This is a genomic window from Alicyclobacillus mali NBRC 102425, from assembly GCF_001570745.1.
Taxonomy (GTDB): domain Bacteria; phylum Bacillota; class Bacilli; order Alicyclobacillales; family Alicyclobacillaceae; genus Alicyclobacillus; species Alicyclobacillus mali.
Window position 1 is genome coordinate 117,629 of the sequence record NZ_BCSG01000001.1, and the last position, 25,515, is coordinate 143,143.

28 protein-coding genes and 1 riboswitch are annotated in these 25,515 nt (G+C 62.5%); of the genes, 24 read left to right on the forward strand and 4 right to left on the reverse strand.

Annotation, left to right across the window (positions count from 1 at the left end; translation table 11 throughout):
- The 3 genes from AMA01_RS00610 to thrS all read left to right on the forward strand — a co-directional run bounded on the left by AMA01_RS00610 (nt 1) and on the right by thrS (nt 5,162).
- Entirely contained in the window at nt 1-1,818 is a 1,818-nt protein-coding gene (locus AMA01_RS00610) for a M3 family metallopeptidase (protein WP_067845737.1), read from the forward strand.
- A gap of 83 nt (nt 1,819-1,901) precedes the next feature.
- Nucleotides 1,902-2,843 carry a sporulation protein YtxC gene (gene ytxC / locus AMA01_RS00615; protein ID WP_067846101.1) on the forward strand — a complete coding sequence of 314 codons (942 nt, stop codon included), beginning with the start codon at nt 1,902-1,904 and terminating at the stop codon, nt 2,841-2,843.
- 354 nt (nt 2,844-3,197) lie between these two features.
- Nucleotides 3,198-5,162: a threonine--tRNA ligase gene (thrS, locus tag AMA01_RS00620; RefSeq protein ID WP_067845740.1), complete on the forward strand. Its 1,965-nt coding sequence runs from the start codon at nt 3,198-3,200 to the stop codon at nt 5,160-5,162.
- Between the two features lie 21 nt (nt 5,163-5,183).
- Here the strand turns inward: thrS and AMA01_RS00625 are convergent, their stop codons facing one another.
- Both AMA01_RS00625 and AMA01_RS00630 read right to left on the reverse strand, forming a co-directional pair.
- Entirely contained in the window at nt 5,184-6,011 is an 828-nt protein-coding gene (locus AMA01_RS00625) for a class I SAM-dependent methyltransferase (RefSeq protein ID WP_067845743.1), read from the reverse strand.
- A gap of 98 nt (nt 6,012-6,109) precedes the next feature.
- On the reverse strand, nt 6,110-7,339 hold the full coding sequence (locus AMA01_RS00630; RefSeq protein ID WP_067845745.1) for a YeeE/YedE family protein: 1,230 nt from the start codon (nt 7,337-7,339) through the stop codon (nt 6,110-6,112).
- Nucleotides 7,340-7,652: 313 nt separating this feature from the next.
- On the opposite strand from AMA01_RS00630, the gene infC reads away from it, so the two are divergent.
- From infC to AMA01_RS00690, 13 genes are all read left to right on the forward strand, one after another.
- Nucleotides 7,653-8,174: a translation initiation factor IF-3 gene (infC, locus tag AMA01_RS00635; RefSeq protein ID WP_081442640.1), complete on the forward strand. Its 522-nt coding sequence runs from the start codon at nt 7,653-7,655 to the stop codon at nt 8,172-8,174.
- A 70-nt stretch (nt 8,175-8,244) separates the two neighbouring features.
- Nucleotides 8,245-8,448, forward strand: coding sequence for a 50S ribosomal protein L35 (gene rpmI / locus AMA01_RS00640; RefSeq protein WP_067845748.1), 204 nt, complete (start codon nt 8,245-8,247; stop codon nt 8,446-8,448).
- Between the two features lie 77 nt (nt 8,449-8,525).
- Nucleotides 8,526-8,891 carry a 50S ribosomal protein L20 gene (gene rplT, locus AMA01_RS00645; RefSeq protein ID WP_008337696.1) on the forward strand — a complete coding sequence of 122 codons (366 nt, stop codon included), beginning with the start codon at nt 8,526-8,528 and terminating at the stop codon, nt 8,889-8,891.
- Nucleotides 8,892-8,949: 58 nt separating this feature from the next.
- Nucleotides 8,950-9,738, forward strand: a complete 789-nt coding sequence (locus tag AMA01_RS00650; RefSeq protein WP_195868199.1) for a TrmH family RNA methyltransferase — start codon at nt 8,950-8,952, stop codon at nt 9,736-9,738.
- 14 nt (nt 9,739-9,752) lie between these two features.
- Nucleotides 9,753-10,349 carry a divergent PAP2 family protein gene (locus AMA01_RS00655; RefSeq protein WP_067845754.1) on the forward strand — a complete coding sequence of 199 codons (597 nt, stop codon included), beginning with the start codon at nt 9,753-9,755 and terminating at the stop codon, nt 10,347-10,349.
- 205 nt (nt 10,350-10,554) lie between these two features.
- Nucleotides 10,555-10,662: a spore coat associated protein CotJA gene (locus tag AMA01_RS14215; RefSeq protein WP_307188444.1), complete on the forward strand. Its 108-nt coding sequence runs from the start codon at nt 10,555-10,557 to the stop codon at nt 10,660-10,662.
- Nucleotides 10,663-10,677: 15 nt separating this feature from the next.
- On the forward strand, nt 10,678-10,953 hold the full coding sequence (locus AMA01_RS00660; RefSeq protein WP_067845757.1) for a spore coat protein CotJB: 276 nt from the start codon (nt 10,678-10,680) through the stop codon (nt 10,951-10,953).
- A gap of 23 nt (nt 10,954-10,976) precedes the next feature.
- The gene (locus AMA01_RS00665; RefSeq protein WP_067845760.1) at nt 10,977-11,546 is read left to right on the forward strand and encodes a manganese catalase family protein; all 570 of its coding nucleotides are present in this window, start codon (nt 10,977-10,979) and stop codon (nt 11,544-11,546) included.
- A gap of 154 nt (nt 11,547-11,700) precedes the next feature.
- Nucleotides 11,701-13,068, forward strand: coding sequence for an APC family permease (locus AMA01_RS00670; RefSeq protein ID WP_067845763.1), 1,368 nt, complete (start codon nt 11,701-11,703; stop codon nt 13,066-13,068).
- Between the two features lie 18 nt (nt 13,069-13,086).
- A complete protein-coding gene (locus AMA01_RS00675; RefSeq protein WP_067845766.1) occupies nt 13,087-13,974 on the forward strand; it encodes a proline iminopeptidase-family hydrolase in 888 nt (295 codons plus the stop codon).
- Nucleotides 13,975-13,998: 24 nt separating this feature from the next.
- Nucleotides 13,999-14,523 carry a GNAT family N-acetyltransferase gene (locus tag AMA01_RS00680; protein ID WP_230088325.1) on the forward strand — a complete coding sequence of 175 codons (525 nt, stop codon included), beginning with the start codon at nt 13,999-14,001 and terminating at the stop codon, nt 14,521-14,523.
- Nucleotides 14,524-14,594: 71 nt separating this feature from the next.
- Nucleotides 14,595-15,566 carry a DMT family transporter gene (locus AMA01_RS00685; protein WP_067845772.1) on the forward strand — a complete coding sequence of 324 codons (972 nt, stop codon included), beginning with the start codon at nt 14,595-14,597 and terminating at the stop codon, nt 15,564-15,566.
- A gap of 131 nt (nt 15,567-15,697) precedes the next feature.
- Entirely contained in the window at nt 15,698-16,450 is a 753-nt protein-coding gene (locus tag AMA01_RS00690; RefSeq protein ID WP_067846104.1) for a TrmH family RNA methyltransferase, read from the forward strand.
- Between the two features lie 36 nt (nt 16,451-16,486).
- Here AMA01_RS00690 and AMA01_RS00695 read toward each other — a convergent pair whose 3' ends face one another.
- Entirely contained in the window at nt 16,487-16,780 is a 294-nt protein-coding gene (locus AMA01_RS00695; RefSeq protein ID WP_067845775.1) for a hypothetical protein, read from the reverse strand.
- Nucleotides 16,781-16,955: 175 nt separating this feature from the next.
- Here AMA01_RS00695 and AMA01_RS00700 point away from each other — a divergent pair, with 175 nt between their 5' ends.
- From AMA01_RS00700 to AMA01_RS00730, 7 genes are all read left to right on the forward strand, one after another.
- Nucleotides 16,956-17,528: a CBO0543 family protein gene (locus AMA01_RS00700; protein WP_067845778.1), complete on the forward strand. Its 573-nt coding sequence runs from the start codon at nt 16,956-16,958 to the stop codon at nt 17,526-17,528.
- Nucleotides 17,529-17,620: 92 nt separating this feature from the next.
- Nucleotides 17,621-18,463, forward strand: coding sequence for a sugar phosphate isomerase/epimerase family protein (locus tag AMA01_RS00705; RefSeq protein ID WP_067845781.1), 843 nt, complete (start codon nt 17,621-17,623; stop codon nt 18,461-18,463).
- The gene (locus AMA01_RS00710; RefSeq protein ID WP_067845784.1) at nt 18,464-19,189 is read left to right on the forward strand and encodes a sugar phosphate isomerase/epimerase family protein; all 726 of its coding nucleotides are present in this window, start codon (nt 18,464-18,466) and stop codon (nt 19,187-19,189) included.
- A gap of 24 nt (nt 19,190-19,213) precedes the next feature.
- The gene (locus AMA01_RS00715; RefSeq protein ID WP_067845787.1) at nt 19,214-20,182 is read left to right on the forward strand and encodes a sugar phosphate isomerase/epimerase family protein; all 969 of its coding nucleotides are present in this window, start codon (nt 19,214-19,216) and stop codon (nt 20,180-20,182) included.
- A 15-nt stretch (nt 20,183-20,197) separates the two neighbouring features.
- Entirely contained in the window at nt 20,198-21,241 is a 1,044-nt protein-coding gene (locus AMA01_RS00720) for a Gfo/Idh/MocA family protein (protein ID WP_067845791.1), read from the forward strand.
- A gap of 22 nt (nt 21,242-21,263) precedes the next feature.
- Complete coding sequence (locus tag AMA01_RS00725) at nt 21,264-22,427, forward strand: Gfo/Idh/MocA family protein (RefSeq protein ID WP_067845794.1); 1,164 nt, start codon at nt 21,264-21,266, stop codon at nt 22,425-22,427.
- A 55-nt stretch (nt 22,428-22,482) separates the two neighbouring features.
- Nucleotides 22,483-22,620: riboswitch (FMN riboswitch) on the forward strand.
- A 202-nt stretch (nt 22,621-22,822) separates the two neighbouring features.
- Complete coding sequence (locus AMA01_RS00730) at nt 22,823-23,809, forward strand: DMT family transporter (protein WP_067845797.1); 987 nt, start codon at nt 22,823-22,825, stop codon at nt 23,807-23,809.
- A gap of 97 nt (nt 23,810-23,906) precedes the next feature.
- Here AMA01_RS00730 and AMA01_RS00735 read toward each other — a convergent pair whose 3' ends face one another.
- On the reverse strand, nt 23,907-24,386 hold the full coding sequence (locus AMA01_RS00735) for an anti-sigma factor (protein WP_230088323.1): 480 nt from the start codon (nt 24,384-24,386) through the stop codon (nt 23,907-23,909).
- 140 nt (nt 24,387-24,526) lie between these two features.
- Here AMA01_RS00735 and AMA01_RS00740 point away from each other — a divergent pair, with 140 nt between their 5' ends.
- On the forward strand, nt 24,527-25,513 hold the full coding sequence (locus tag AMA01_RS00740; RefSeq protein WP_067845803.1) for a 2-hydroxyacid dehydrogenase: 987 nt from the start codon (nt 24,527-24,529) through the stop codon (nt 25,511-25,513).
- The last annotated feature ends 2 nt before the right edge of the window (nt 25,514-25,515 follow it).

Genomic DNA, 25,515 nt, shown 5'->3' on the forward strand with positions numbered 1-25,515 from the left:
ATGGCGCTGAGATCGCGAAGTGAAGTTCCGGATCATGAGACGTGGGATTTGACGCCCCTTTTCGCTAGCCTTGAGGCGTGGGAATCGGCGGTCCGGCGCGTGCGCCAGTTGGCGGATGAGCTTGTCGAGATGGCCTCGAAGTCATTCGGTGGCCCGGCGGACGTGGCTCGCGCGTTGGCGCTGCACGACGACATGCTGCGCATCGGCACCGACGTGGAGCGGTACGCCATGAGCAAGTTTGCGGAAGACGCCACCGACCAAGGGGCGCAGCGGCTGATGTCGATGGCGCAGCTCGCGCTGGATCGCGCCGGAGAAGCGGCAGAATCACTGGTGGCGGCGCTCTGCCGAGTCCCGGAGGACCAGCTCGCCGCCTGGCGGGTGGAAGAAACTCTGCGTCCGTACGCGCCGTATTTTGGCGAGATCGACCGCGAGCGCAGGCATCGGCTCGCTGACGAAGCGGAGAAGGTGCTTGCCGCCAACTCTTCCGCTTTTTCGCTACCTTCCGGCGTTTACGAAGCGGCGACGGGCGCGGATATGCGGTTTGAGCCGGTCCTGGACAGCGACGGGCGCGAAGTGGGCGTGACGCCATCCGCGCTTCTCATGCACATCGAGACGTCGCACGACACGGTGCTCCGCCACCGCGCATACGACAGCGTGGTGAATGGGCTGCGGCCGTATCAGCATACGCTCGCGCGCTCGCTTGGGGCGAAGATCCAAAACGACGTGGTGGCGGCGCGATTGCGCGGCTTCTCGAGCGTGTTCGAGATGTTGCAGAGCACGCGGCTCGGCGGCACGATGGCGGCCAATCAGGTGCCTCCGGAGCACTACTTCATGGTCCAGGACGTCATGATGCAGGAACTCGCGCCGCACATGCGCCGCCTGGCACAGCTGCGCCAAAAGGCGATGGGGCTGACGAAAGTCAGGTTGTGCGACACGAAGGCTCCGTTCGTGCGCCTGACGGACGCAGCACTCACGTTTGACGACGCGCGCAACCTAATCTTGGAGGCGGCTCGCCCGCTTGGGGACACATACGGCGACATCCTGCGGCGCGCGTTTGAGGAACGGTGGATTTACTGGGCGCGCAACCGCGGCAACTGGAACGGCGCGTTTTGCGGAGAGGCGAGCGCCCATCCGTACGTGTTTTCGCCGTTTGAAGGCGGCATGTACGGCGTCTTCGTCATGGCGCACGAGCTCGGCCACGCGGTTCACCTCCACCTGGCGTGTCAGAATGAGCGCCCCTCCAACCTGTCGTTCTCGAACCTGTTCATCGAGACGCCGTCCACGCTCATGGAGCACATGGTGGCCAACGCGCTCATCCAGCGTGCGGAGGACGACGCCGCCCGCGCCAAGGTGCGCATGATGCAGATGTTCACGTTCCACCACGACTTCGTCACGCACCAGACGGAGGCCGAGATTCTGCGGCGGCTCTACACCATCGCGGATCGAGGCGAGCCCCTGTCGACCGACGTCTTTCGCCGCGTGTCGCGCGAGGTGCTGACCGACTTCTGGAAGGACGCGGTCGATCTCGACGAGGGCGCGGATCTCTACTGGATGCGCCAGCCGCACTATTACATGGGTTTGTATCCGTACACCTACGCTGTGGGGCTTGCGGCGTCCACGCTCCTCGCCGATCAAATCCTCGCGGGGGATGGCGAGGTCCTCGCGCGCTGGATCGAGGTGTTGCGTGTCGGAGGCGGCAAGACGCCGCTTGAGCTGTTTGCGCACGTCGGCCTCGACATGGGCGATCCGTCGCCGTACCGGGAGGCCATTCGCAAGGTTGGCGAGATCGTCGACGAGTTGGAGCGCGCGTTCGCCTGAGCGGAATGCACCGGGCGTATAGGGCCCCCGACCCGAAGGAACAATGGATGTAAATGGAATCCATGTTCCTGGGGGCGGGAGCGTTGCTCATCTTCGAGTTGACAGCCGATATGGACGGCCTGGGGCTTGCGGGGCGTCTGACCGAATGCGGTGCGGCGAGCTATGCGGTGTCGGGCGATTGCCCGAGAGTCGTGTGCGAGTGTGGGACCGCGCTTCATGCGCGTGTCGCGCAGATCGTGTCGGGCGTCATGACCCGCGAGTGGCTTCAGGCGCGCGTGGTGCAGCGCGTGTGCCGCACGGAGCCGCTTTGGGCGGCTGAGGAAGTTCAGTTTCACGCGCTCGTCGAGATTTCTGAGGCGCGGCTCAAAAGCCGCCTGATTGCGGGCCATACATTGGAAGAATGGCAGGCTTCTCTCGCTCGCGCGCTGATGAGCCACTTCGGGCGGTCCGCCGCCATCGTGCTCGATCCCTTCGTGCGCTTCCGCCTGCATCGGGTGGTAGTGGATCTGGCGCATCGCGTGCGGGATCGCTTGGTGGCCTCGGCGCTCGAGGACGAGTACGAGGAGTCCCTGGCCATGCTGAGGTACATGTTGGACGAACATCCGCTCTGCGAAGCCGAACTGCACGTCTACGTCACGCCGGACGGCGTCTGGATCACCGATGCCGAAGGCGGGATGATCTCGGACGAGCAAATTGAACTTGTGGCGATGCAGGATGACGATGTGACGAGCGAAGATCTCGCCATGACTCTTCTCATCACCAGGTCGCCGTGGCGGATTGTCGTGCACGATGCCTATCCGGATGCGCCATGGCCGAGCTTCTCCGAGACGGTGACCCGCGTATTCGGCGATCGCGCCGTTTTGTGTTCCGGTTGTCCCACGTGTCGCCCAAATCGGTCACGCACCGGGTGTCGTGAACGGTTGGCCTTCGACCATCGGTCGTCGCGCGCGGTGCGGCGACGCCTTGCGCCAGAAGTGGAACGGACTTCGGACGCTCCGGTGGACAGCGAACTGGGAAAAGGCTGAAAGTTGGCCCGCTTGACAGCGTGCCGAACCGTTGTGTAGTTTCTTAAGAGGAAGGCGCGCCGGCGTCGGCGGGCCGTCAAATGGATCGAAGAACAGGCGATGCGGGAAGACGCGCTTTTGCGATTACATCGCGCCCAGAGAGAGGATGCCGTGGCTGAAAGCACCTCCGCGATGGCGCAAGAGACACCACTTCCCAAGCCGTTCGCGGGTCACAACGCGAACCGTGTCCGCCGCGTTAAGGCGTTGAGCCCGCGCTTTGTCGCTGATGGAGCGCGGGGAAGATGGGTGGAACCACGAGGCGAGCGCCGTCGTCCCATTGGGGCGGTGGCGTTTTTTGTATGCCCATGAACCACGATGTGGAGGGGATCTTCCGTGTCACAAGCGATCACCGTGCGGTTGAAAGACGGATCCGAGCGGCAGGTGCCGGCCGGATCGACCTATGCGGAACTCGCGCAGTCCATCAGTCCGCGGCTCGGCAAGGAGGCCGTCGTCGCCCGCGTCAACGGGGCGCTCGTCGATCTCAGCCGTGAAGTGGAGGATGGCGCGCAGGTCGAGTTACTCACCCTGCAGGATCCGGAGGGGCTGTACGTCATGCGCCACACGTGTGCACACGTCATGGCGCAGGCCGTGCAACGGCTGTTTCCGGGCACCAAGTGCGCCATCGGGCCCGTCATCGAAAACGGGTTCTACTACGACTTTGCCGATCACGACTTCCATCCTGACGATCTCCCACGCATCGAGGAAGAGATGAAGCGGATTGTCGCCGAGGATCTGCCTATCCATCGGGAGGTCGTCTCGCGCGAGGAGGCACTTCGGTTGTTCCGCGATCGCGGCGATCGGTTCAAGGTCGAGATCATCGAAGATCTCCCAGAGGATGTGACGCTCACGCTGTACCGACAGGGCGAGTTCGTCGATCTCTGCCGCGGACCACATCTGCCGTCGACCGGCCGCATCAAGGTGTTCCAACTGCAGAACTTCGCGGGCGCGTACTGGCGCGGCGATTCGAAGCGCGAAATGCTCACGCGCGTCTACGGCGTCGCCTTTGCGAAGAAGTCCGATCTCGACGAGTACAACCGCCTTCAGCAGGAGGCCCGCGAGCGGGATCACCGGCGCCTGGGCAAGGAACTCGATATCTTCACGCTGTCGCCCGAGGTGGGCCAGGGCCTGCCGCTCTGGCTGCCGAACGGGGCCAAGGTTCGCCGCATTATCGAGCGCTACATCGTCGATCTCGAGGAGTCTCTCGGCTATCAGCATGTGTACACGCCCCATCTGGCGAATGTCGAGCTGTACAAGATCTCCGGGCACTGGGAGCACTACAAGGACGACATGTACCCGCCGATGAAAATTGACAACGAGGAACTGGTCCTGCGGCCGATGAACTGCCCCCACCACATGATGGTGTACAAGCATCGCCTGCACAGCTACCGCGAGCTGCCGATTCGCATCGCGGAACTCGGCACCATGCACCGGTACGAGATGTCCGGGGCGCTCGCCGGGCTGCAGCGCGTGCGAGCCATGACCCTGAACGACGCGCACATCTTCTGCCGCCCGGATCAGATCGAGCAAGAGTTCACCGGCGTCGTCCGCCTGATCCAGCGCGTCTACAAGGACTTCGGGATCGACGACTACTATCATCGGCTGAGCTACCGCGACCCGAAGAACACGGAGAAGTACGTGCAGAACGACGAGATGTGGGAGCTCGCGCAGAGCACGCTGCGCAAGGTCATGCTCGATCTCGGCCTGGAGTTCGTCGAAGCGGAGGGCGAAGCGGCGTTCTACGGGCCGAAGCTCGACGTGCAGGTGCGCACGGCGCTCGGCAAGGACGAGACCTTGTCCACGATTCAGCTCGACTTCCACCTCCCGAACAGGTTTAACCTCGAGTACGTTGCGGAGGACGGCGAACGGCATCGGCCAGTCGTGATTCACCGGGGCGTCGTCGGCACGATGGAGCGGTTCGTGGCGTTTCTCATCGAGCAGTACAAGGGCGCATTTCCGACGTGGCTCGCGCCGACCCAGGTGGTGGTGGCTTCCGTCGCCGATGAATTCGCGGGCTACGCCGAGGAAGTCGCGGCCAAACTGCGCGAGCTAGGAATCCGCGCCGAAGCGGACGTGAGCGACAATAAAATCGGCTACAAAATCCGCCAGGCGCAGACGCACAAAATCCCGTACACCCTCGTCGTCGGCGCGCGCGAGCGCGAGGAGGGATCGGTCTCCGTCCGCAAGTACCAGGCGGGCGATCTCGGCGCGATGCCCCTCGATCAGTTCGCGCGTCAGATCCAGGACGAGATCGCGCGGAAGGCGAAACTTGTGGAGGCGTGAGTGGATCAGGCTCGGCCGCCGTCACGTCGAGGCGGCGGCCTTTACCCCGAGGCGCAGGCGGTAGGAGAACCAGACGGGCTTCTCGCCATCCCTGAAGGCGGCGCGGACGCGCGTTTCAAATACCAACATCTCCTGCTCGATGTCCGGCAGGCGGCGCCGCAGCGCGGTTTGCACCTGCCCCTGGCTGAGCGCGATGCCGATGAACGCGTCTGCGCCAAGGTGCGTTTCCACGTGGAAGACCACTTCTTTGGCGAATGAAAAGAGCCCTGAGGCGCGGATTTGGTCGAGGTGTTGCTCCTTCGGCCACTTGCGCGCCTGATCTTGTTTCGGCACGTGCCGCTCGATGGACGCCTCCGCGCACCGCAAAAGTGCGTCGTAGGCCACGTCGGTTTCTAGGCAGCAGGAGGGCGGCCAGTCGCAATCGTACACGGCGAATACGCCGCCTGGGCGAAGTACGCGTGCCACTTCGCAGAGCGTCGGCTGGGGATCCATCCAGTGAAACGACTGGGAGCAAGTGACGAGATCGGCGGATGTGTCGGAACAGGGAATGGCGGTGGATACACCCGGGAGGAAGACGACGTTGTCGGCGCCAAGGTCCTTCGCGCGGCGCTCGGCCTGTGCGCGCATGTCGTCGTTCGGCTCGACGCCGATCACGCGCCGGGCTTCGTGCCGCCAAGGGAAGGTTGAAAGGCCTGTGCCGCTGCCGAGATCGATCACAGTGTCCGGCTTGTGGCCGAGATAGGCGATGAGCAGCGCGCGCACCGTTTCCGGCGCTTCGGGCCGGTAGGTATCATAGAGGCTGGCGAAACCCGAAAACCGCTCGATGTTGTTGCGCACCACGTCGTTCACAGGCATCCCCCTCACTATCGCGTTGCTGTCATTCTACAACAAAAAGGGCGCCCCGCAGACCTCAAGGCCCAGGGCGCCGGACTTGCGAGGAGCGCGTGTCAACGATTCTGCAGGCGGCACACGGGTCGCAGACGCACCCCGAGGAGGCTGCCGAGCAGCGCGCCGAGGAACCACTCCCAACCGTGCAGGCTGAACGAAGCGACACCGGAGAAATAGGCGCCGATGTTGCAGCCAAAGGCGATGCGCGCGCCGTAGCCCATTAGGATGCCTCCGGCCAGCACGCCGACGATCATCTGCCAAGGCATGGGGCGCAGGTACCGCCTGGGCAGCGCACCCGCGAGGCTTGCGGCGAGGAGTGCCCCGAGCATAATGGCGATGTCATCCGTGGTCTCCAAGTTCTGAAGCACGCTGTGATGCAGGGCGGCTGCGTTCTGCGGCGTCTGCCAGTACGGCAGCGACTGCACAGGATAACCCACGAGGGCGCTCAGCTTCGCGGCCCACAGCGCGAACGCCGAGGTGATGCCCCAAGGTTTGCCGGAGAGCGCCAGCACGGCGAAGTTGCCCACGGCGAGGACGACGCCGCCTGCCACCCACGACCAAGGTCCTCTCACCACCCGGCTCACATTCCACGCTTGACGGGCGAAGAGCGGCTCCACGTTGCCGTTGCGCCGTCTCTCAAGCCAAAGTGCGATGACAAAGATGAACGCCATGATGGCGAAGTTCACGGCGAGCCCGCCGACAGGACCGAAGGAGTGAATGAGCGAAACTTTACCCATGCTCGGCGTGCTCATCCACCATGCATAGTGGATGGAGCCGACGAACGATCCGACGACAAATCCGACGAGCGTGAGGATGCCGCGCGCATCGCCACCGCCGGTGTGATACAGGGTGCCGGAGGCGCACCCGTCGCCAAGCTGCATGCCGATGCCAAATAGGAACGAGCCCACGAGGACCGACAGGCCCACCGGGTAGACGCTCACCTTGATGGCGTGATCGAAGGCATGGCCTCGTACCAGGAGGGGGAGGAACAAAACGTTTGCGAGCGCAAACATGATCATCTGCGCGCGCAATCCCACGGTTCTTCCGCTCACGATGACGTGGCGAAACGAGGTCGTGAATCCGAAGTGGGCGTGATAGAGCGCGACGCCGAGCACGCCCGTCACGAGAAACAAAATCGCGTGGGTCGGCGAAACGGAATTCCATAGATAGAGGAAGCCAAGCACGAAGACAATCAGTGCGGCCGCCGTCCACGCTCGTTGCGCCTGCTCGGGTTGGCGTGCGCGCGTGCGCGCTTCGAGATCGAGGATGCGGACCTCGGAACTGGCCATGGAATCACCTCCAGGGAATGACGAGATCGAGAAGTCATTTTAATATAAAACATATCGGAATACAACGCTTTTGGCGCATAGCCCTCGGCGCTTGACATTTTCCCGCCGTGTCGCTACCATGAAAACGTTCCGTAGCACACCAAAGCAGAAGCCTGCCGCTTCTCACCTGGTCGGCGCAAGCTGACGGGTCCCGAATCCAGCGTGGTTGCCGGATGGTCAAACCTAGGCTGGGCGAAGGCGAATCGAGCGCAGGCGTTGCCTGCGCTTTTTTGCGTATTGGTGTGGTGGGGCAGATCGGTGGAGGTGACACCCCATAAGCAAAGAAGGGTATCAGGTCAACGAGGGCATTCGCGCGAGAGAAGTGCGCGTCGTGGACGCGGACAATCAGCAGCTGGGCATCATGCCCCTGCGCGAAGCGCTGCGTTTGGCCGAGGAGCGCAATCTCGATTTGGTCAACGTTGCGCCCAACGCGAAGCCGCCAGTGTGCCGGATTATGGACTACGGCAAGTTCAAGTACGAGCAGAGCAAGCGCGAACGAGAGTCGCGCAAGCACCAAAAGGTGGTTCTGCTCAAGGAAGTTCGGATGACGCCCAATATCGATGAACATGATCTCAACGTCAAGCTCAAGAACGTCCTGAAATTCCTGAGCGAAGGTTCCAAGGTGAAGGTCTCCGTGCGCTTTCGCGGGCGAGAGATCACCCACCAGAACATCGGCCAGGAATTGCTTGAACGGCTGGCGAAGTCTGCGGAGGAGCACGCGATTGTCGAACGGGCGCCGAAGCTCGAAGGTCGCCACATGGTGATGATTCTGGCGCCGAAGCAGCCGAGTGCGTGAACCTCGTGACCTGGTGCGGTTGACCTGGGGTCAACGGCGGCTCGGGATTTCGAAGACAGGAGGATACACGATGGCCAAGACGAAAATGAAGACGCACAGCGGTCTGAAGAAGCGGGTCAAGCGCACGGGTACCGGCCTTCTGAAGCGCTCCAAAGCGTTTGGCTACCACAAGGCGGAGCACAAGTCGCCTGCGCGCAAGCGCCGCCTGCGCGGAACAACGCTTGTGTCGGGCAGCGACATGAAGCGGATCAAGCAACTCGTCTCGTACAAGTGATGCAGTGGTTTTTCGCGCCGCCGGGCTGAGTGGTGCGAGGCCAATGACTGGAACACCATTCGAGGAGGCTGTTGGAGATGGCTCGCGTCAAGGGTGGCGTGGTGACACGCCGTCGTCATAAAAAGATCTTGAAGTTGGCAAGGGGCTACTTCGGCTCGAAGCACACGCTGTATCGCACGGCGAAGCAGCAGGTCATGAAGTCGCTGATGTACGCGTATCGGGATCGCAAGCAGCGCAAACGCGACTTTCGCCGGTTGTGGATTCAGCGCATCAACGCTGCGGTTCGGCCTCACGGCCTGTCTTACAGCCGCTTCATGCATGGTTTGAAGCTGGCGGGCGTCGAAGTGAACCGCAAGATGCTCGCGGACCTCGCCGTGACAGACAAGGAGGCGTTCTCGCAACTCGTCACCGTTGCTCGCGAACGCCTGAACGCCAACGCGTGACAAGCACACCCGGTCGCATGACCGGGCTTTTTTGTCGATCTCGTCCTCGGAGGTTGTCATGGTGTACATCGAATCTGCCCACAATGACCGCGTCCGGGCATGGGCGCGGCTCAAGACGCGTCGAGGCCGTGATCGGATGAGCCTGTTCCTCGTGGAGGGCGAGCGCTTGGTGGGCGAATTGCTGAACAGCGAGCTTCGCCTCGAGGCGCTCCTTTGGAACGTCGCATCGGACGAGCCTCCCGCAGAACTGTGGCAGCATCCGAAAGCGGATGGTCATCGCTTTGAACTGTCACCCGAGGCGTTTGCGGCCGTGGCCGACACGGAGACACCCCAGGGCCTGATGGCGGTCGCAGGTATTCCGCAGGAGGTGGCGCAGTACGGCCATCGCATCCTCGTGCTGGATGCTGTTCAGGATCCGGGGAATGTGGGCACGCTTGTGCGAAGCGCCGAGGCTTTTGGTTTCAGTGAAATCGTGTTTGGCACAGGCACGGCGGATCCGTATGCCCCGAAGGTCGTTCGAGCGTCCATGGGCGGGCTGTTTCGCATCCGCGCCATTTCGGGAGATGCGGTGGACTATCTCAGCGCCTGGCGGGATCGTCATCCTGAAGGGCTCGTGGTGTCGACGGCGGCAGATGCGCGGGAGCGCTGTGATGAGGCGCCCATGGCCGGTGACGTTGCCGTCATCATCGGCAATGAAGCGCGCGGCGTGAGCGACGGTGTCCGCCATTTGGCGCAGCGGTGCGTCTCCATCCCGATGGCTGGTAGGGCCGAAAGCTTGAACGCCGCGATGGCTGGGACCATCCTTCTGTACGAGGCCTATCGGCAAGCTTCCAACCGCGCGATCTGAGGAGGGCTGTCGCGTTGCTGCACATCTGGTCAAGTTTGTGGGCGGCACCGCTTCTCGCAATGGTGATCGCTCAAGGGCTGAAGCCGATATTCGTCATGATCCAGCTCAAGTCTTGGGACTGGCGCCAGATCAAGAACTCCGGTGGCATGCCGAGCTCGCACACGGCTGCGGTGGTGGCGTTGGCCGTGCAGCTGTGGCTGCATCTGGGTGGCTCTGATCCGGTCGTCGCCATCGGTCTGTTCCTCGCTGCCGTGGTGATGTACGACGCAGCGGGTGTCCGCTGGCAGACGGGGCGACAGGCCGCGGTTCTGAACCGGCTGTTGCACGATCTCCGCGGTCAGCACCTGTTGATGCAGCCCGGTGAACATGCCGCGTCTTCCGAAAGGACGGATCGATTGCAGGGAGATACGCAGTCCGCGCCGGTGTTGGCCGGGCGCTCGGTCACCTCACACGAGGGCGGAACGCGCTCTGTGGAGCCGCTTCGGGTTGCCAAAGGGCCGTGGTGGCTGGTCGATTGGCCGGTGCTGAACGAGCAGGTGGGCCACAAGCCGAACGAGATCGCGGGTGGTGCCATTGTCGGGATGCTGGTGGCGTTCGCGCTGAATCACTGATACGCTCGCGTGCTTCCCGAAATTTCCCGTTTGTCCAAACGTCTGAAACCAAGTGGTGGCGCATATAGATGCTCTCGAATCGTGCTGAAGGAGGGATGGGCCGACGGTGGAAGGAACTTCACACGAGTGGCGCCCGTATGAGAATTCTCGAAGTCCGTTTGATCCATGTCCCGCTCGGGTGAAATGGTACGACGTTCCACCCGAAGTGACACATCCGGTTCAGAAGAGCGCGCGCCGGCAGTTTGCACCGCAGGAAGCACTTCGGAAGGGCACGCTGTGGCCGGAATACGACAGTCCATATCCACCGGCGTGAGGAGGACGTGATGGCGTGAGCGAGACCACAGAGTCTCTTCCCAAGGCTTACTATCAGTATCTTCAGGAGCTTCAGGCAATCGACTTCGTGCTGGTCGACTTGACACTGTATCTGGACACGCACCCGGACGACGAGCAGGCGCTCGCCCAATTCAAGCAGTTTCAGAAGCGGAAGCACAACCTCATGACCCAGTTCGAGTCCGCGTTCGGTCCTCTGCATCAGTACGGCTTGAGCCCTGCTACGGGGTCGTCTTGGGCTTGGTCTGAGACGCCTTGGCCGTGGCAGGTCTAGCTTGAAGTAGGGGGTAGGCGGCCATCTGGATCTATGAGAAAAAGCTTCAATATCCTGTGCGAGTGAGTAAGTGCGACCCCAGGCTTGCCAAGATGCTCATCGAGCAGTACGGAGGAGCCGACGGGGAGCTGTCCGCCGCACTCAGGTATCTGAACCAGCGGTACTCGATCCCAGACAAGGTGATTGGCCTGTTGACGGACATCGGCACTGAGGAATTTGCGCATCTCGAAATGATAGCGACGATGGTTTACAAGTTGACGAAGGATGCGACGCCGGAACAACTTCGCGACGCGGGGCTTGGCGATCACTACGTGAATCACGGCTACTCGCTGTTCTACCATGACGCGGCAGGAAATCCCTGGACGGCGGCGTACATTGCGTCGAAAGGCGATCCCATCGCCGATCTCTACGAGGATATTGCGGCAGAGGAAAAGGCGCGAGCCACTTATCAATGGATCATCGACAATACGGACGATCCGGACATCAGGGACAGCCTTCGGTTTTTGCGCGAGCGGGAGGTGATTCACTCGCTTCGTTTTCGCGAGGCGGTTGAGATTCTCAAGGACTACCAGGGAAGCAAAAAGGTTTTCTGAAGCGCAGCTTGACCCGATGCCACGACGCTCATGCGATTGTCCCCTTCTCCTCGGCCCTCGGCCCTTGGCTGGGGGCGCTTTGTTGTTTCATTGACGTTTCTCTCCGAATTTCGGGATAATAGCCTCGCTGACGTTATGGAGAGGAGCGTGGCACATGGATGTATCAGTGCATCGGGACCCGTCGTCTCACGGGTATCGCCAGGAATTGAAGCGCACCTTGCGATTGCGAGACCTCATTGTGTACGGCATGATATTCATGGTCCCCATCGCGCCCATGGCCATTTACGGCTACGTGGCGCAACAGAGCTTCGGCATGGTTCCCCTCGTGTATATCATCGGCATTGTGGCCATGGTCTTCACGGCGCTAAGCTATAAGCAGATGAGCGCCAAATTTCCCATCGCGGGCTCCGTGTACGCCTATGTCCAGCGTGGTCTGAACCCGCACGTCGGGTTTGTCGCCGGATGGATGATCCTCGCGGACTATCTACTCGCACCATCCCTGCTCTACGCGTTCTCGGCGGGTTGGCTTCACGGGCTCGTACCGAGCGTCCCCACCTTCGTATGGCTTCTGTTCTTCGTCCTTTTCAACACTGTCGTCAACGTCCTGGGCATCACGCTGCAGGCGAGGACGAATTTCGTACTGCTCGCAATTGAACTCGTATGTCTGCTCATCTTTTTCATAGCTTCTGTGCGGTTTATCTTCGCGACCGGACACGGAGCGGCACACCTATCGCTCCAGCCGTTCTACCAATCGAATCACTTCAACCTCAAATTTGTCGAAAATGCCGCCTCCATCGCCGTGTTAAGCTTTCTCGGGTTTGACGCCATCAGCACCCTGGCCGAGGAGACGGAACAGCCGGAGAAGACGGTCGGGAACGCCACTATCGCGTCGCTTGTCATCATCGGCCTCCTGTTCGTCCTGCAGACGTACGTGGCGGCGCTCGTCCACCCCAACTACGCGGATCTGAATCCGAACATGGCATTCTTCCAAATCGCGAAAGAGGCGGGAGGCACGTTCCTCTACGTCGTCCTCCTGTTGGTGAACGCGGTGGCGTCAGGCATTGCAAATGCACTGGCCGCGCAGTCGGCGATCTCGCGGATTTTGTATTCGATGGGCCGCGACAATCTACTGCCATTCTCCAAGTTCTTTTCACACGTGAGCCCGAGATTCCAAACGCCTGTCAACGCGACGCTTCTGGTTGCTCTGGTTTCGCTCGTCGTCGCGGGTCTCGTTCCGCAGGAGACCATCACGACGCTGGTCAACTTCGGCGCTTTGACGGCTTTTTTGCTGTTGAACGCAACCGTGTTCGTGTACTTTTACATTCGCCAGCGGGCTTTTCGGCACGTGTTCAAGTATTTGTTCTTTCCTCTCTGCGGCTTCGCCGTGATCGGATACGTGTGGCTCGGATTTGACCGGACCACGTTCATCTTCGGATTGAGCTGGATGGCGCTAGGGATCCTGATTGGAGCCGTGAAGTCGAAAGGGTATCGCGAAGTTCCGCCCGTTTTGAAGGACATGTGATGAAGCGGAGGAGAAATCATGGAAGCGCAGACGCGGATCATCACGTTATCCACGGGGCACCACGTGTGGACGCGCAGAGTCGGGACGAGCCCCATTCGCATGCTTCTGTTACACGGTGGGCCCGGCGCGAGCCACGAATACTTCGAGGTGTTCGAACCACATCTCACCAAGGCCGGGATCGAGTTGTACTTCTACGACCAACTGGGCTCGTACTTTTCCGATCAGCCTGACGATCCGTCCCTGTGGACGCTCGACCGCTTCCGCGCTGAAGTGGAAGAAGTGCGGCGTGCGCTCGGTTTGGAGGACTTCTACCTGTTGGGACAGTCTTGGGGTGGGATGCTGGCACTCGAATACGCGCTTGCCCATCCACATGTGCTCAAGGGGCTCATAGTTTCGAACATGACGGCGAGCATTCCTTCGTATGTCCGGCACATCCAGTGGTTGCGCCGACAACTCCCCAAGGAGATTCAGGAACAGCTGGAGGCACATGAGGAACAAGGAGACTACGAATCCGAGGCTTACCAAGAGCTGCTTATCGAACATCTATACAAAAAGCACCTGTGCCGCCTGGACCCGTGGCCGGATGCCGTGGTGCGGACGTTCGCGCACATGAACCAGCAGGTGTACAACACCATGCAAGGACCGAATGAATTTGTGGTAACCGGCAACTTCAAGGACTGGGACCGCTGGGCCCATCTCGGACAGGTACGCGTGCCCACGCTCGTCATCGGCGCCCGCTACGACACGATGGACCCTGCCGACATCGAGGAGATGGCTCGTCGGGTCCCGCGTGCGCGTTCAGCCATCTGCCCCGACGGCAGCCATATGTCGATGTGGGATGACAGCAATGCGTATTTCGGCGCCATCGTCGGCTTCGTGCAGGACGTAGAGGCCGGGCGCTTCTGAAACGCCTTCTTGGGGGAGATGGACATGATGACCATTCGGGCCGCCGGCCCGGCGGACCTCGAAGCCATAGGGCGTGTGCACGTGGAGGCGTGGCGCCACGCGTATCACGGCATCGTGCCGTCCTCGTTTCTTCACCGCATGGATCCAGCCGTGAGTGCTGAACGATTTCGAAGGCGCCTGTCAGATCCGAAGCAGGCTTTCTGGGTGGCGCTTGCGGGGGAGGAGATCGTCGGATTTGCGAGCGGTGGCCCGAATCGCCTGGCGGACTTCGAGGCGGATGCGGAGATATACACGCTGTACGTATGTCCTTCATGGCAAGGGCGGGGCATCGGGCGGCGTCTCGTTTGCCAACTCGCCGAGGGGTTTGCGGAGCAAGGTTATCAATCGGTCGCCGTGGTCGCCTTTCGGGACAATCCATGGCGGAGATTTTATGAACGCCTCGGCGGGATGCTCGTCGGAGAAAAGACGTTCGAAGTCGATGGCGTGGCCCTGCCGGAAATCGTGTATCGTTGGTCGGACGTCGAGGAGCTTCGCGAGCGGGCGAAATGAGGCGCGCTGCATGGCGCGATCAACGGCTGCGGGCCGCGAGGGCCGGTCGGTAGATTGAGGGGGGAACTCGGATGACTTGGCTGGCCACCTTCAGAGCTGCGCGATGGCGCCCATTGATCCTGGGGCTTATGGCTTCCCTGTTTTTTGCTGTGACGTTTGTGGCGAACGAGGCCATGAGCCGCACGGGCGGATCGTGGGCCTGGAATGCGCCGTTGCGATACTTTCTTACACTGCCAATTCTATTCACCTACGTCGCTTGGAAGGGTAGGCTGGGCGCGCTCCTTCAGTCTTTGCGGCGCAATTTCTGGCGCTGGGTAGCCTTCGGAACGATCGGATTCGGCTTGTTTTATGCTCCGCTTTGCCTCGCGAACGCGTACGGACCGGCGTGGCTCGTGGCGGGCGTCTGGCAAATCACCATCGTGTGTGGCGTATTGCTCACGCCTTGGCTGAGTGCGCGCGGGCCTGACGGGCGCCACGCCCCTATCCCCGTCCGGGAGCTCGTGACTTCGCTCGGCATTGTGGCTGGCGCCATGCTCATGGAGATGGCGGATGCTTCCCAGATGTCCTGGCGACGCGCAGCGCTTTGTGCGGCCAGCATTCTGATGGCGGCCACAGCGTATCCTGCCGGCAACCGGATGGCCATGCGCGCCTACGCCGGGGAGTTCGACGCGCTGGAGCGGATGCTCGGCATGACCCTCGGAAGCCTGCCGTTTTGGATTGTCTGGTCTTCTGTGAGCGCCGCTGCGGTCGGATGGCCCACGCCGCGGCAGATCGTCGGTGCGCTGCTTGTCGCCGTGTGTTCGGGCGTGATCGCCACGGCGCTCTTCTTTCGGGCGACGGACATGGCGCGCGAGTCGCCGAGAGAATTGGCCGCGGTGGAGGCCACGCAGGCTGGCGAAGTGGTGTTCGCGCTGGTTCTCGAACTCGCTGTGCTCCCGAACGATCGCGTCGGACTGCTTGGCGGCATCGGCGTGGCGACGGTCGTCGTCGGCCTGGTGGTTCACGGGCTGGCCATGGCGGCACGGGAGGGAGGGGAGTCCTAGCGCCGGCCCGCGCGTATGCCGAACGCTGCAATTGATTCGACAATCGGCTATGATGGGGAGACGGGTCCGAGCCCGCGACCGATGACGAGGAGCGGGAGGTGCATCCAGACGTGCATTCTGACATTCAACAGATGCTCCTGGCCGAGGGCTTGCTTTCCGAACGTGAACTTTGGCTTGCGGACTGGCTGCTCCCTGAGCGGCTGCTTCGCCTGCGCGAAGTCCTCATGCGGCGAACCTCGTATATCGCCGTCGCGATGGAAGCGGTGGACGACGGTCATAACCAGGCCGCCATTCTGCGGAGCGCCGAGGCGTTTGGCGTGCAACATGTGGCCGTGATCGAGGGACAGCAGCCGTTTCATCCTTCGAAGGGCGTGACGCAGGGCTCGCACAAGTGGCTGACCCTCCATCGCATGCCGGACATCGGCCGCGCAATTGACGCGCTGCATGCGCGCGGATTTCAAGTGTATGCGACGGACCTTGGCGACGGTGCGAAGCCTATTGACGCGGTCGATCTCGCCCGCCCGACCGCCATCCTGTTTGGCAACGAGAAGGAAGGTGTGTCGCCGGAGGCTCGGAGGCGAGCCGACGGGCGATTTTACATCCCGATGGCAGGATTTGTTCAAAGTTTCAACGTGTCGGTGGCTGCGGCCATCGCGCTGTACGAACTGACGCGGAGGGCTCGGGAAATCGCCGGCGACCGCTACGCGCTCGGCGCGGACGAGCGGCACAGGCTGTACGTGACTTGGTGCCTTCGTTCTCTTCACGGAGCCACCCGCGAAGAGGCGCGCCGCAGGCTGGAGTCGAGCGGATTCGCGCTCGAAGAGGAGCTTGTCGACGAGGACACAACGGAGGTCGGCGAAAGCGAATCGAATGGGCGCATCTGAACCCGGGCCGGGAATGGCCCGGGCGCTTTCTTGCGGTCAGAAGCCGTGGCGCGGATCGTTGATAAAGTCAATGGATCCGCACTCGGGACACACGAAGACGTGCACAGCGACGTTGCGCTCCATAGCGGTGTTGAGAAATTCTTCGTCGCGCTCGCCGAGGAACAGGTCGGTCAAGAGACCGGCGCCGCGGCTCAGGCCGCCCGTGCGCAGCGCGTGCGCTCCGTGGTACTGCATGGGAACCTGGCAGCGAACGCAGAGATGGTCGTGGTGATATTGGCCGTCTTGGCCAAGCCCTTCCGCTGCCCTGCGCAGCATATCAAAGAAACCCATGGTATACTCCCTCCCGGCGCCAGGTCTAGTCGGCGCTCGTTTCGATCTTCGCGACGCGAGGACATAATTCCTGTCAAACTGCGCAAGTTGATCGGAGCAGGCGGCGTCGCGTGCGAGAAACCGGGTGATGCCGCACGAGAAGCGCATTTCCCGTGGGAGAGGAAGAGGGCCCTTCGTGACGAGTTTCGACCTGATGGAGAGCCTGAGGCGCGAGCTGACGGACATCACGCGCGCGTACTGGTTGGAGCACAATTTGGGCACCTGGCAGTGGTGGCTCTTTGTCAGCCTCGCCATCGTGCCGTGGCTCGTGTTCGTCCGATTTGTCGATCGCGCTCGGCTGACCGAGGTGCTCCTCTACGCGCTGGTGGTGGGCCTGGTGAGCTCCGTGCTCGACATCATCGGCTCCGATCTGATGCTCTGGGGCTACAAGGTCCGCCTCCTCTGGTTTGTGTATCCCACGCTGCTCTGTACGGACATGACCATCATTCCCGTCACGTTCGCGCTCATCTATCAAGTGTGCAGCCGCTGGTGGACGTTCGCGCCGGTCGCGCTCGCCTTCAGCATCCTGTACGCCCTGATGGAATCCGTTTTCCACTGGTTCGACATCTACGTCTCATATCGCTGGAATCTACTCTACTCCATCCCCATCTATCTGGCACTCGCGTCAGCCGCCAAGTTCATGTTGGGCGCCTTGACGGCATCGGAGCGGCGCCACCGGCTGCGAAGGTCGCAGCCAGATCCGAAATAACGTGACCACATTGGTGATGGCCCTCGAGGCCACGTTGTGGTTCAATGGGATTGGACTTCGACCCCCAGGCAAAGAGGTGAGCCCAATCCCACATGGAACCGTGTCTGCATCCGACCCTCGTCGACGAAACCACGCTCGTGCCGTATCTTGACCTCGCGCTTGAAACCGGTTACCGTTACGTCGACGTCCCGTTTCACTGGTTGGAAGCCGAGGCGGAGCGGCGCGGCGACGCGGCTGTGGAAGCCATGTTTCAACAGCGGGGCCTCGTGCTCGCCAATCTCGGCCTCCCGCTCAACCTGTACGACGCCGAACCATCGTTCCTGCGCGATCTGTCGCTTCTGCCGGATCGGGCGCGTCTGTGCCTGAGGCTTGGCGCGCGCAGCGTGACTGCATTTCTGTGGCCGTCGATGGACGAGGAGCCGGTGCGCTACATTTCTCAGCTCGCGCGCCGCATCCGCCAGGTGGCCGTGGAGCTCTTGCCGCTCGGCATGCGCGTGGGCCTGGAGTACGTCGGCCCGCACCACTTGCGCCACCGGAGGTATCCGTTCGTGCAGTCGCTCGCGGACCTGAAAACGTTTTGGGAAGCCATCGGCGCGCCCAACGTCGGCGCGCTCATCGACAGCTACCACTGGTACACCGCGGGAGAGCACGAGGACCATCTCGCCCAGCTCCCGCCCGAAAAGGTGGTCTACGTGCATATCAACGACACCCAGGACGCGCCGGAGGACGCGCACGACGGCAGGCGCCTCCTGCCGGGCGATGGCCGGATTCCGCTCGTGCCTTTTTTGCGCGGGCTGTATCGCGCCGGCTACCGCGGGCCGGTGGCGGCCGAGGTGTTGCACGAAACGCCGCTTGACGGCAACGGCGAGTCGCGGGCCCGTCTCGTCAGGGAGCGCCTGGAACAGTTCATCGCGTTGGCGAAGGGAGAGAACTGAATGCCTGACATCGCGCTGCAGATGTACACGCTGCGCAAACCGCTGGAGGACGATTTCGACGGAACGCTCCGCCGCGTGGCCGAAATCGGTTTCCGCCTGATTGAGCTTCACCACTACGGGCCGTATACCGCGGTGGATTTGCGCCGCCGCCTCGACGAATTGGGGCTTCGGGCGATTTCCGCTCACGTGCCGCTGGTTCGCCTGGAGGCCGAGATGAATGGCGTCCTCGAAGAAGCGCAGGCGCTTGGCCTCGAGTACGTCGTGTGTCCGTGGCTTCCCGCCGAGCGCCGCGAAGATTACGCGGCCTTGGCCGACGTGCTCGCCCGCGCGTCGGAGCGCCTGCGCGCGGCAGGGCTTGGCTTCTCGTATCACAACCACGATTTCGAATTCGTGCCGTACGAGGGGCGGACCGCGCTCGACTGGCTACTTGCGCGCGTGCCCGATGCGGGCCTGGAACTCGACGTGTACTGGGCGCATCACGCAGGGTTCGATCCCGTCGAGATCATCCGGCGCTATCGCGGCCGCCTGGATCTTCTGCACGCGAAAGACGCCACGCCGGATGGGCACTTCGCGGCGGTAGGGACGGGCGTGCTCCCCTGGGATGCCATCTTCCAGGCGTCTGCGGAAGCAGGGGTGCGGTACGTGATCGTCGAACAGGACGTCTGTCCGGGCGATCCGTTCGAGGCCATCGCCACCTCGCTCCAGTATTTGCAGTCGCGTCTGTGACGCAACACGAAGGGAGGCTGTTGCATGAAACTCGGCATTTTCACCGTGCTCTTCAGCCAAATGCCGTTCGAAGAGATGCTCGATCACGTCGCCGCGGCAGGCGTGGACGCGGTCGAGATCGGCACAGGTGGTTACCCCGGGAACGCGCACTGCGATCGGGAGGCGCTCCTCGCCTCTGCGGAGAAGCGGTCCGCATTCCTCAACGCCATCACCTCGCGCGGGCTCGAGATCTCAGCGCTCTCGTGCCACAACAACCCGCTCCACCCGAACGCGGAGGTGCGCCAGAAGGCGGATCAGGAGCTGCGCGAGACCATCCGGTTGGCCGCGGAACTCGGCGTGAAGACGGTCGTCACGTTCTCCGGCTGCCCGGGGGAATCGGAGCGCTCGGAGAATCCCGTCTGGGTGACCTGCCCGTGGCCGGAGGAGTATTCGCGCGTGCTCGAGTGGCAGTGGAAGGAGAAGGTCCTCCCGTACTGGACGGAGATGAACCGGTTCGCGGCCGATCACGGCGTGCGCATCGCCATCGAGGCGCACCCTGGGTTCGTGGTGTACAACGGCGAGACGCTCCTGCGCCTGCGCGAGGCGTGCGGCGAGCAGATTGGCATCAACTTCGATCCGAGCCACATGTTCTGGCAGGGGATCGATCCCGTCGAGGCCGTGCACGCCCTCGCGCCTCATCGGTGCATCTTCCACGTGCACGCGAAGGACACGGGCTTCAACAAGATCAACGTGGCGCGCGACGGCGTGCTCGACACGAAGCCGTACCGCGAGGAGTTGAAGCGGGCCTGGATCTTCCGCACGGTAGGCTATGGGCACGACCAACAGACCTGGGCGGACCTTTTGAGCGCCCTGCAGATGAACGGGTACGACGGCGTCATCTCCATCGAGCACGAGGACAGCCTCATGTCCATCGAAGAGGGCTTTCAGAAGGCCGTCGCGTTTTTGCGGCCGCTCGTGATCCGCGAAAAACTTCAGCAGATGTGGTGGGCCTAAGAGGAGGACATCGAAGTGGCAGACAAGATTCGCGTGGGTATCGTCGGGGCGGGCGGCATTGCCCAGCAGGTGCATATCCCGAATTACAAGAAGTGCGGCGAACAGGTGGAAATCGTGGCCGTCTGCGATGTGGCGGTCGATCGCGCGCAGGAGGCGGCTGAGCGCTGGGGTATTCCGCACTCATTCAAGACCGTGGATGAGATGCTGGAGAAGGCAGAGCTCGACGTGGTGAGCGTCTGCACGCCCAACAAGTTCCACAAGGATGCGGCGGTGAAGGCGCTCGAGGCGGGCTGTCACGTGCTGTGCGAGAAGCCGCCGGCCATGACGGTGGAAGAGGCGCAGGCGATGGCGGAAGCGGCGAAGAAGAGCGGGAAACACCTGTCGTACGGGTTCCACTATCGGCACACGAGCGAGGTGGACTGCCTGAAGCGGTTCATCGACGCGGGAGAGCTCGGCGAGATCTACGCCGGCACGGCCATCGCGGTGCGGCGCCGCGGCATCCCGGGCTGGGGCGTTTTCACGAACAAGGAGCTGCAGGGCGGCGGGCCGCTCATCGACATCGGCTGCCACATGCTCGACACGGCCCTGTATCTGATGGGCTACCCCGAGCCGACGATGGTGTGGGGCGCCACGTATCAAAAGCTCGGCACGCGCAAGGGCGTGGGGCTCCTCGGCGACTGGGACTGGGAACACTTCACGGTGGAAGACATGGCGCGCGGGATGATTCAGTTCGCGAATGGGGCGACGCTCGTCATCGAGTCGGCGTTCGCGGCGAACGTAAAAGAGCGCGACGTCATGAATGTGAAGCTGATGGGCGATCTCGGCGGCGCCAACGCCTTTCCGCTCGAAATCTACCAGGAGAAGCACGGCGCGCTCATCGACGTCGCGCCGGCGTACTTACCGGAAGTTTCGCCCTATGAGCGCGAGATCCGCCGCTGGGTCGACGCGTGCCTGACGGGCGAGCCGCCGCTGTCCACGGCCGAGCAGGGCGTCAAGCTGCAGCGCATCTTGAACGGCCTGTACGAGTCCGCGGAGCGGGGCGAACCCGTGAAGCTGTAGGCCGCGCTGGGGAGGAATCGGGATGCGGAAACGTTCGATTCGAATTGGTATGGTGGGCTACCAATTCATGGGCAAAGCTCACAGCCACGCGTATCGAGACCTGAACTTCTTCTTCGACGATCTCCCCGTCACGCCGGTCTTGCAGGCCATCGCCGGGCGGAGCGAGGAGCCGCTCCGGCGGGCGGCCGAAGCGTACGGCTTCTCGTCGTACGAGACGGACTGGCGGCGGTTGGTGGAGCGCGACGACATCGACGTGATCGACATCGTGACGCCGAACAACGCGCACGCCGAGATCGCCATCGCCGCGGCGGAGCACGGCAAGCACGTGATCTGCGAGAAACCGCTCGCGATGACGGTGGACGAGGCGGTCAGGATGCGCAACGCGGTGCAGGCGGCGGGCGTGCATCACCTCGTGTGCCACAATTACCGGTTTGCGCCGGCTGTACAGTTCGCGAAGCGGCTGATCGACGACGGGCGCCTGGGGCGGATTTATCACGTGCGGGCGCAATATCTGCAGGACTGGATTATGGACCCGGACTTTCCGCTCGTGTGGCGCCTGCGCAAGGACGTGACGGGCTCGGGGGCGCTCGGCGACATCGCGGCGCACATTCTCGATCTCGCCCGGTTTTTGGTGGGCGAAATTCGCGACGTGGCGGCTTGCATGGAGACGTTTATCAAGGAGAGGCCCCTGGGCGAGATGGCCGGCGGGTTAGAGGCGAAGGCGGCCGGCGGCACGGGGCGGGTGGACGTGGACGACGCCGTGGCCTTCCTCGCCCGCTTCGAAAGCGGGGCGATGGGCGTGTTCGAGGCCACGCGCTTTGCGGGCGGGCATCGAAACGGCAATCAGTTCGAGGTGAACGGCGAGAAGGGCTCCCTTCGCTGGAACCTCGAGGACATGAACTGGCTCGAGGTCTACTTCCACAGCGACGAGCCGGGACTACAAGGATTTCGCCGCATCAACTGCACGGAACCCCTGCACCCGTACGCGGAGCGGTACTGGCCCGCAGGGCACATCATCGGCTACGAGCACACGTTCTTGAATCTGTTTGGTGCGTTTTTCAAAGGATTGGTCGAAAACCAGCCTGTGAAGCCCGACTTCGAGGACGGCGTTCGCAACCAGTGCGTGTTGGAGGCAATCGAGAAGGCTGCGGGATCGAGGTCGTGGGAGAACGTGGAGTACCGCTGAGCGCAGCGGCCTTGCATGGACTTACGAATTTGCAGTACAATGGATGCAAATGAACAGGAACCTTCGGGGCAGGGTGAAATTCCCGACCGGCGGTGATGGCCTTTGGCCTAAGCCCGCGACTCGCCACGTTGTGGCGACGGATTTGGTGAGACTCCAAAGCCGACGGTGAAAGTCCGGATGGGAGAAGGTTCGCGGTGGTCGCAGCGCGCAGGTGCGCCGTCATGGCTGTGAGAGACAGCCTTGCGGTGTGCGCTCGTGGCGTGCGCCGTGTCTTGTTGCGGTCCGGTAGCCCCGGGGACGAGCGTTCCTCGGGGCTTTGCGCGTTGGCGTCACCCATTTCTCCATGTGCTCCCAGGGTTCCTCCGGAGAAACGATAGAATGCGGAGGGAAGCCCTGTGAATGCCATTTCAACCGTCTCTTCTCGCTCAAGCAGCCAGGCAGCTCTTTGGTGGATTGCGTGCGGAGCCGCGCTGTGGGGGCTCGATGCGCTTTTCATCCTCGCACTGCAGCACTGGTTCACGTCCATTGAAATTGTCTGCTTCGAGCACGTGTTGCTCGCGATGTATGCGATTCCGGTGCTCATTCGAAGGCGGGGTGAGTGGTTGGCGCTCGGCCCTGCGGATTGGCTCGCCGTCCTCTTTGTCGCCTGGGGCGGTTCGGCCGTCGCCTCCATTCTGTTCAACGTCGGGCTCGCGATGGGGATCCGATCCGACGCCGTGAACGAGGTCCTGCTTTTGCAGAAAGTTCAGCCGGTGTTCGCGCTGTTGTTGGCCGCCGTCGTGCTCGGCGAGCGGGTGCGGCGCGCGTATTGGCCGTGGTTTGCGGTGGCGTTTCTCGGCGCGTACGTCCTGACCTTCGGTTTCACATGGCCCTCTTTTTCGAAGGCGAGCGCGTGGGCCGGCTTGTGTGCGCTCGGGGCCGCGTTTCTCTGGGGCGGATCGACGGTGATGGGCAAGCGCGTGATGCGCAAGGTTTCGTTTCCCACCATGACGGCCCTTCGCTTCGGTGCTGCCCTGCCCCTTCTCCTGGCGCTCACCCTGATGGGCCATCCGAATGCGGCGCGCGTAGCGACGGCGTTTCAACATGGAGCCGTGATCGGCAATCTGTTGTACCAGACGATTGTGCCGAGCCTCCTCAGCCTGCTGGTGTACTATCGCGGGCTCGACCGCGTGAAGGCTTCGTACGCCACGCTGGCGGAACTCGCGTTTCCGGCCACGGGCCTTGCGGTGAACGCGCTGTTCTTACACCAGACGGTGCATGCAGCGCAGTGGATGGGCTTCGCGCTGGTGTGGGTGGCGGTGTACGCCTTGTCGCGCATGGCGGACGGCGCGGATGGCGCTCGCAGCCGCGTGCGCGAGGCCTCAGCGAACACGGCGGCATGAGGCTGGAGGCTGCGGGCGGACGCGTTCGCGCGCAGCGGTGAAGTTCAATCACACGAAAGGCGGCGGCTCTCCGCACAGGGGAAGCCGCCGCTCGTCTTCACAAAAGGCTCTTTTTCCAATGCCACTTGTCCGTGATTTCCTCGCCCCGATGCACGATGGCCCGAGATACGTGGGAAATCCTGTGCCACGCCGCGGACCCGAGCGCTTTGGAGTAGCGGCCGTGATCACCCGCGAGGCTCACGAAGCTCATCAGGAGAAGGGCTGCGCTCAGGCTGATGGCCGTGAGCCGTCGGCGCCGCATGTATCGCTTGGCCGAGCTGGACTGGAAGTTCGCCTTCGGCCGCATCGGAAATTCGATGATCTGCGCGCTTCTCGCGGTCGCCTTCTTTGATGCCTGCTCGTCATCGGCCGGTTCCTTGGGCTGAAACATGGTGATAAGCTCGCGAAACTCTGCGACATCCCGGCGACACGCCGGGCATGTGGCAAGGTGGCGTTCGAATCGCTTCTTGACCAGTTCGTCTTTGAGTTCATTCAGCGCGTAATCGACGCAGTAGGAGCAAATGGACGGGTTGTCCAAATGGTTCTCACCCTCTTGACGGAATCCGTACCCCATCGTTTTTCAGTAAACCACGATCCCGCGCGCTTGAGAAGCCCTTTCTTCGACTCGCCGTTCAGGGTACAGTGAAACTGGGAACGGCAATCAAAGGGAGGGCGCCTATGGCACAGATTGTTTCCACGAAGCCACTCAGCGTGGCGCAGCGGGAGAAGCTGGCCCGCTTTGGCGACGTGGCCTGTCCACCGGAAGGTCGGCGATTTTCGCAGGCGGAACTGTTCGCTGCGCTTCAAGACGCCGTGGGGCTCATCACGTTCGGCACACGTGTCGATGAGACGTTGCTCGAACAGGCCCCGAGCCTCAAGGTGGCTTCCACGGCCTCGGTCGGCTATGATCATTTCGATCTCGCCGCCATGCGCAGGCGGCACATTCTCGGCGCGCACACGCCGCACGTGCTCGACGACACGGTGGCTGATCTCGGCATGGCGCTCATGCTCGCGGTCGCCCGCCGCATCGTCGAGTTGGACGGTTACGTCCGCGGAGGCGAGTGGAAAAAGGGCGACGAAGAGGCCCTCTACGGCGTCGACGTGCATCATCGGACGCTCGGCATCGTGGGGATGGGCCGCATCGGTCGCGCGCTCGCCAAACGGGCGAAGTTCGGATTCTCCATGAACATCCTGTACCACGCGCGATCGCGCCACGACGACGTGGAGCAGGCGTTCGGCGCGCGCTACGCGGACCTGCCAGATCTCCTTCACGAGTCGGATTTCGTCGTCCTGCTCACACCGCTCACGCCGGACACCGAGAACCTCATGAACGAAGAACGGTTCAGGAGGATGAAACCGAGCGCGATATTCATCAACCTCTCGCGGGGAAAGACGGTAGATGAGGACGCATTGGTTCAAGCCTTGCGCGAAGGTTGGATCCGCGGCGCTGGGCTCGACGTGTATCGCCAGGAGCCCGTTCCACCGGATCACCCTCTCCTCTCTCTGTCCAACGTCGTCTGTGTGCCGCACATCGGCTCGGCGACGCAGGCGACGAGAACCGCCATGCTCGATCTCGCCATTGACAATCTCATCGCTGTATTGGACGGGAGGACGAAGGACGCGTACATCGTGCCGGAACTGAGGGATCTTGCGGAGGAGGGATGAAG

What these genes read in the sequence shown, in the direction of transcription:
- AMA01_RS00610 (WP_067845737.1), top strand. Translation starts at nt 1, where the DNA reads ATGGCGCTGAGATCGCGAAGTGAAGTTCCGGATCATGAGACGTGGGAT.
- thrS (WP_067845740.1), top strand. Translation starts at nt 3,198, where the DNA reads ATGTGGAGGGGATCTTCCGTGTCACAAGCGATCACCGTGCGGTTGAAA.
- AMA01_RS00630 (WP_067845745.1), bottom strand. Translation starts at nt 7,339, where the DNA reads ATGGCCAGTTCCGAGGTCCGCATCCTCGATCTCGAAGCGCGCACGCGC.
- rpmI (WP_067845748.1), top strand. Translation starts at nt 8,245, where the DNA reads ATGGCCAAGACGAAAATGAAGACGCACAGCGGTCTGAAGAAGCGGGTC.
- rplT (WP_008337696.1), top strand. Translation starts at nt 8,526, where the DNA reads ATGGCTCGCGTCAAGGGTGGCGTGGTGACACGCCGTCGTCATAAAAAG.
- AMA01_RS00650 (WP_195868199.1), top strand. Translation starts at nt 8,950, where the DNA reads ATGGTGTACATCGAATCTGCCCACAATGACCGCGTCCGGGCATGGGCG.
- AMA01_RS00670 (WP_067845763.1), top strand. Translation starts at nt 11,701, where the DNA reads ATGGATGTATCAGTGCATCGGGACCCGTCGTCTCACGGGTATCGCCAG.
- AMA01_RS00675 (WP_067845766.1), top strand. Translation starts at nt 13,087, where the DNA reads ATGGAAGCGCAGACGCGGATCATCACGTTATCCACGGGGCACCACGTG.
- AMA01_RS00680 (WP_230088325.1), top strand. Translation starts at nt 13,999, where the DNA reads ATGATGACCATTCGGGCCGCCGGCCCGGCGGACCTCGAAGCCATAGGG.
- AMA01_RS00685 (WP_067845772.1), top strand. Translation starts at nt 14,595, where the DNA reads ATGACTTGGCTGGCCACCTTCAGAGCTGCGCGATGGCGCCCATTGATC.
- AMA01_RS00690 (WP_067846104.1), top strand. Translation starts at nt 15,698, where the DNA reads ATGCTCCTGGCCGAGGGCTTGCTTTCCGAACGTGAACTTTGGCTTGCG.
- AMA01_RS00695 (WP_067845775.1), bottom strand. Translation starts at nt 16,780, where the DNA reads ATGGGTTTCTTTGATATGCTGCGCAGGGCAGCGGAAGGGCTTGGCCAA.
- AMA01_RS00705 (WP_067845781.1), top strand. Translation starts at nt 17,621, where the DNA reads ATGGAACCGTGTCTGCATCCGACCCTCGTCGACGAAACCACGCTCGTG.
- AMA01_RS00710 (WP_067845784.1), top strand. Translation starts at nt 18,464, where the DNA reads ATGCCTGACATCGCGCTGCAGATGTACACGCTGCGCAAACCGCTGGAG.
- AMA01_RS00715 (WP_067845787.1), top strand. Translation starts at nt 19,214, where the DNA reads ATGAAACTCGGCATTTTCACCGTGCTCTTCAGCCAAATGCCGTTCGAA.
- AMA01_RS00725 (WP_067845794.1), top strand. Translation starts at nt 21,264, where the DNA reads ATGCGGAAACGTTCGATTCGAATTGGTATGGTGGGCTACCAATTCATG.
- AMA01_RS00740 (WP_067845803.1), top strand. Translation starts at nt 24,527, where the DNA reads ATGGCACAGATTGTTTCCACGAAGCCACTCAGCGTGGCGCAGCGGGAG.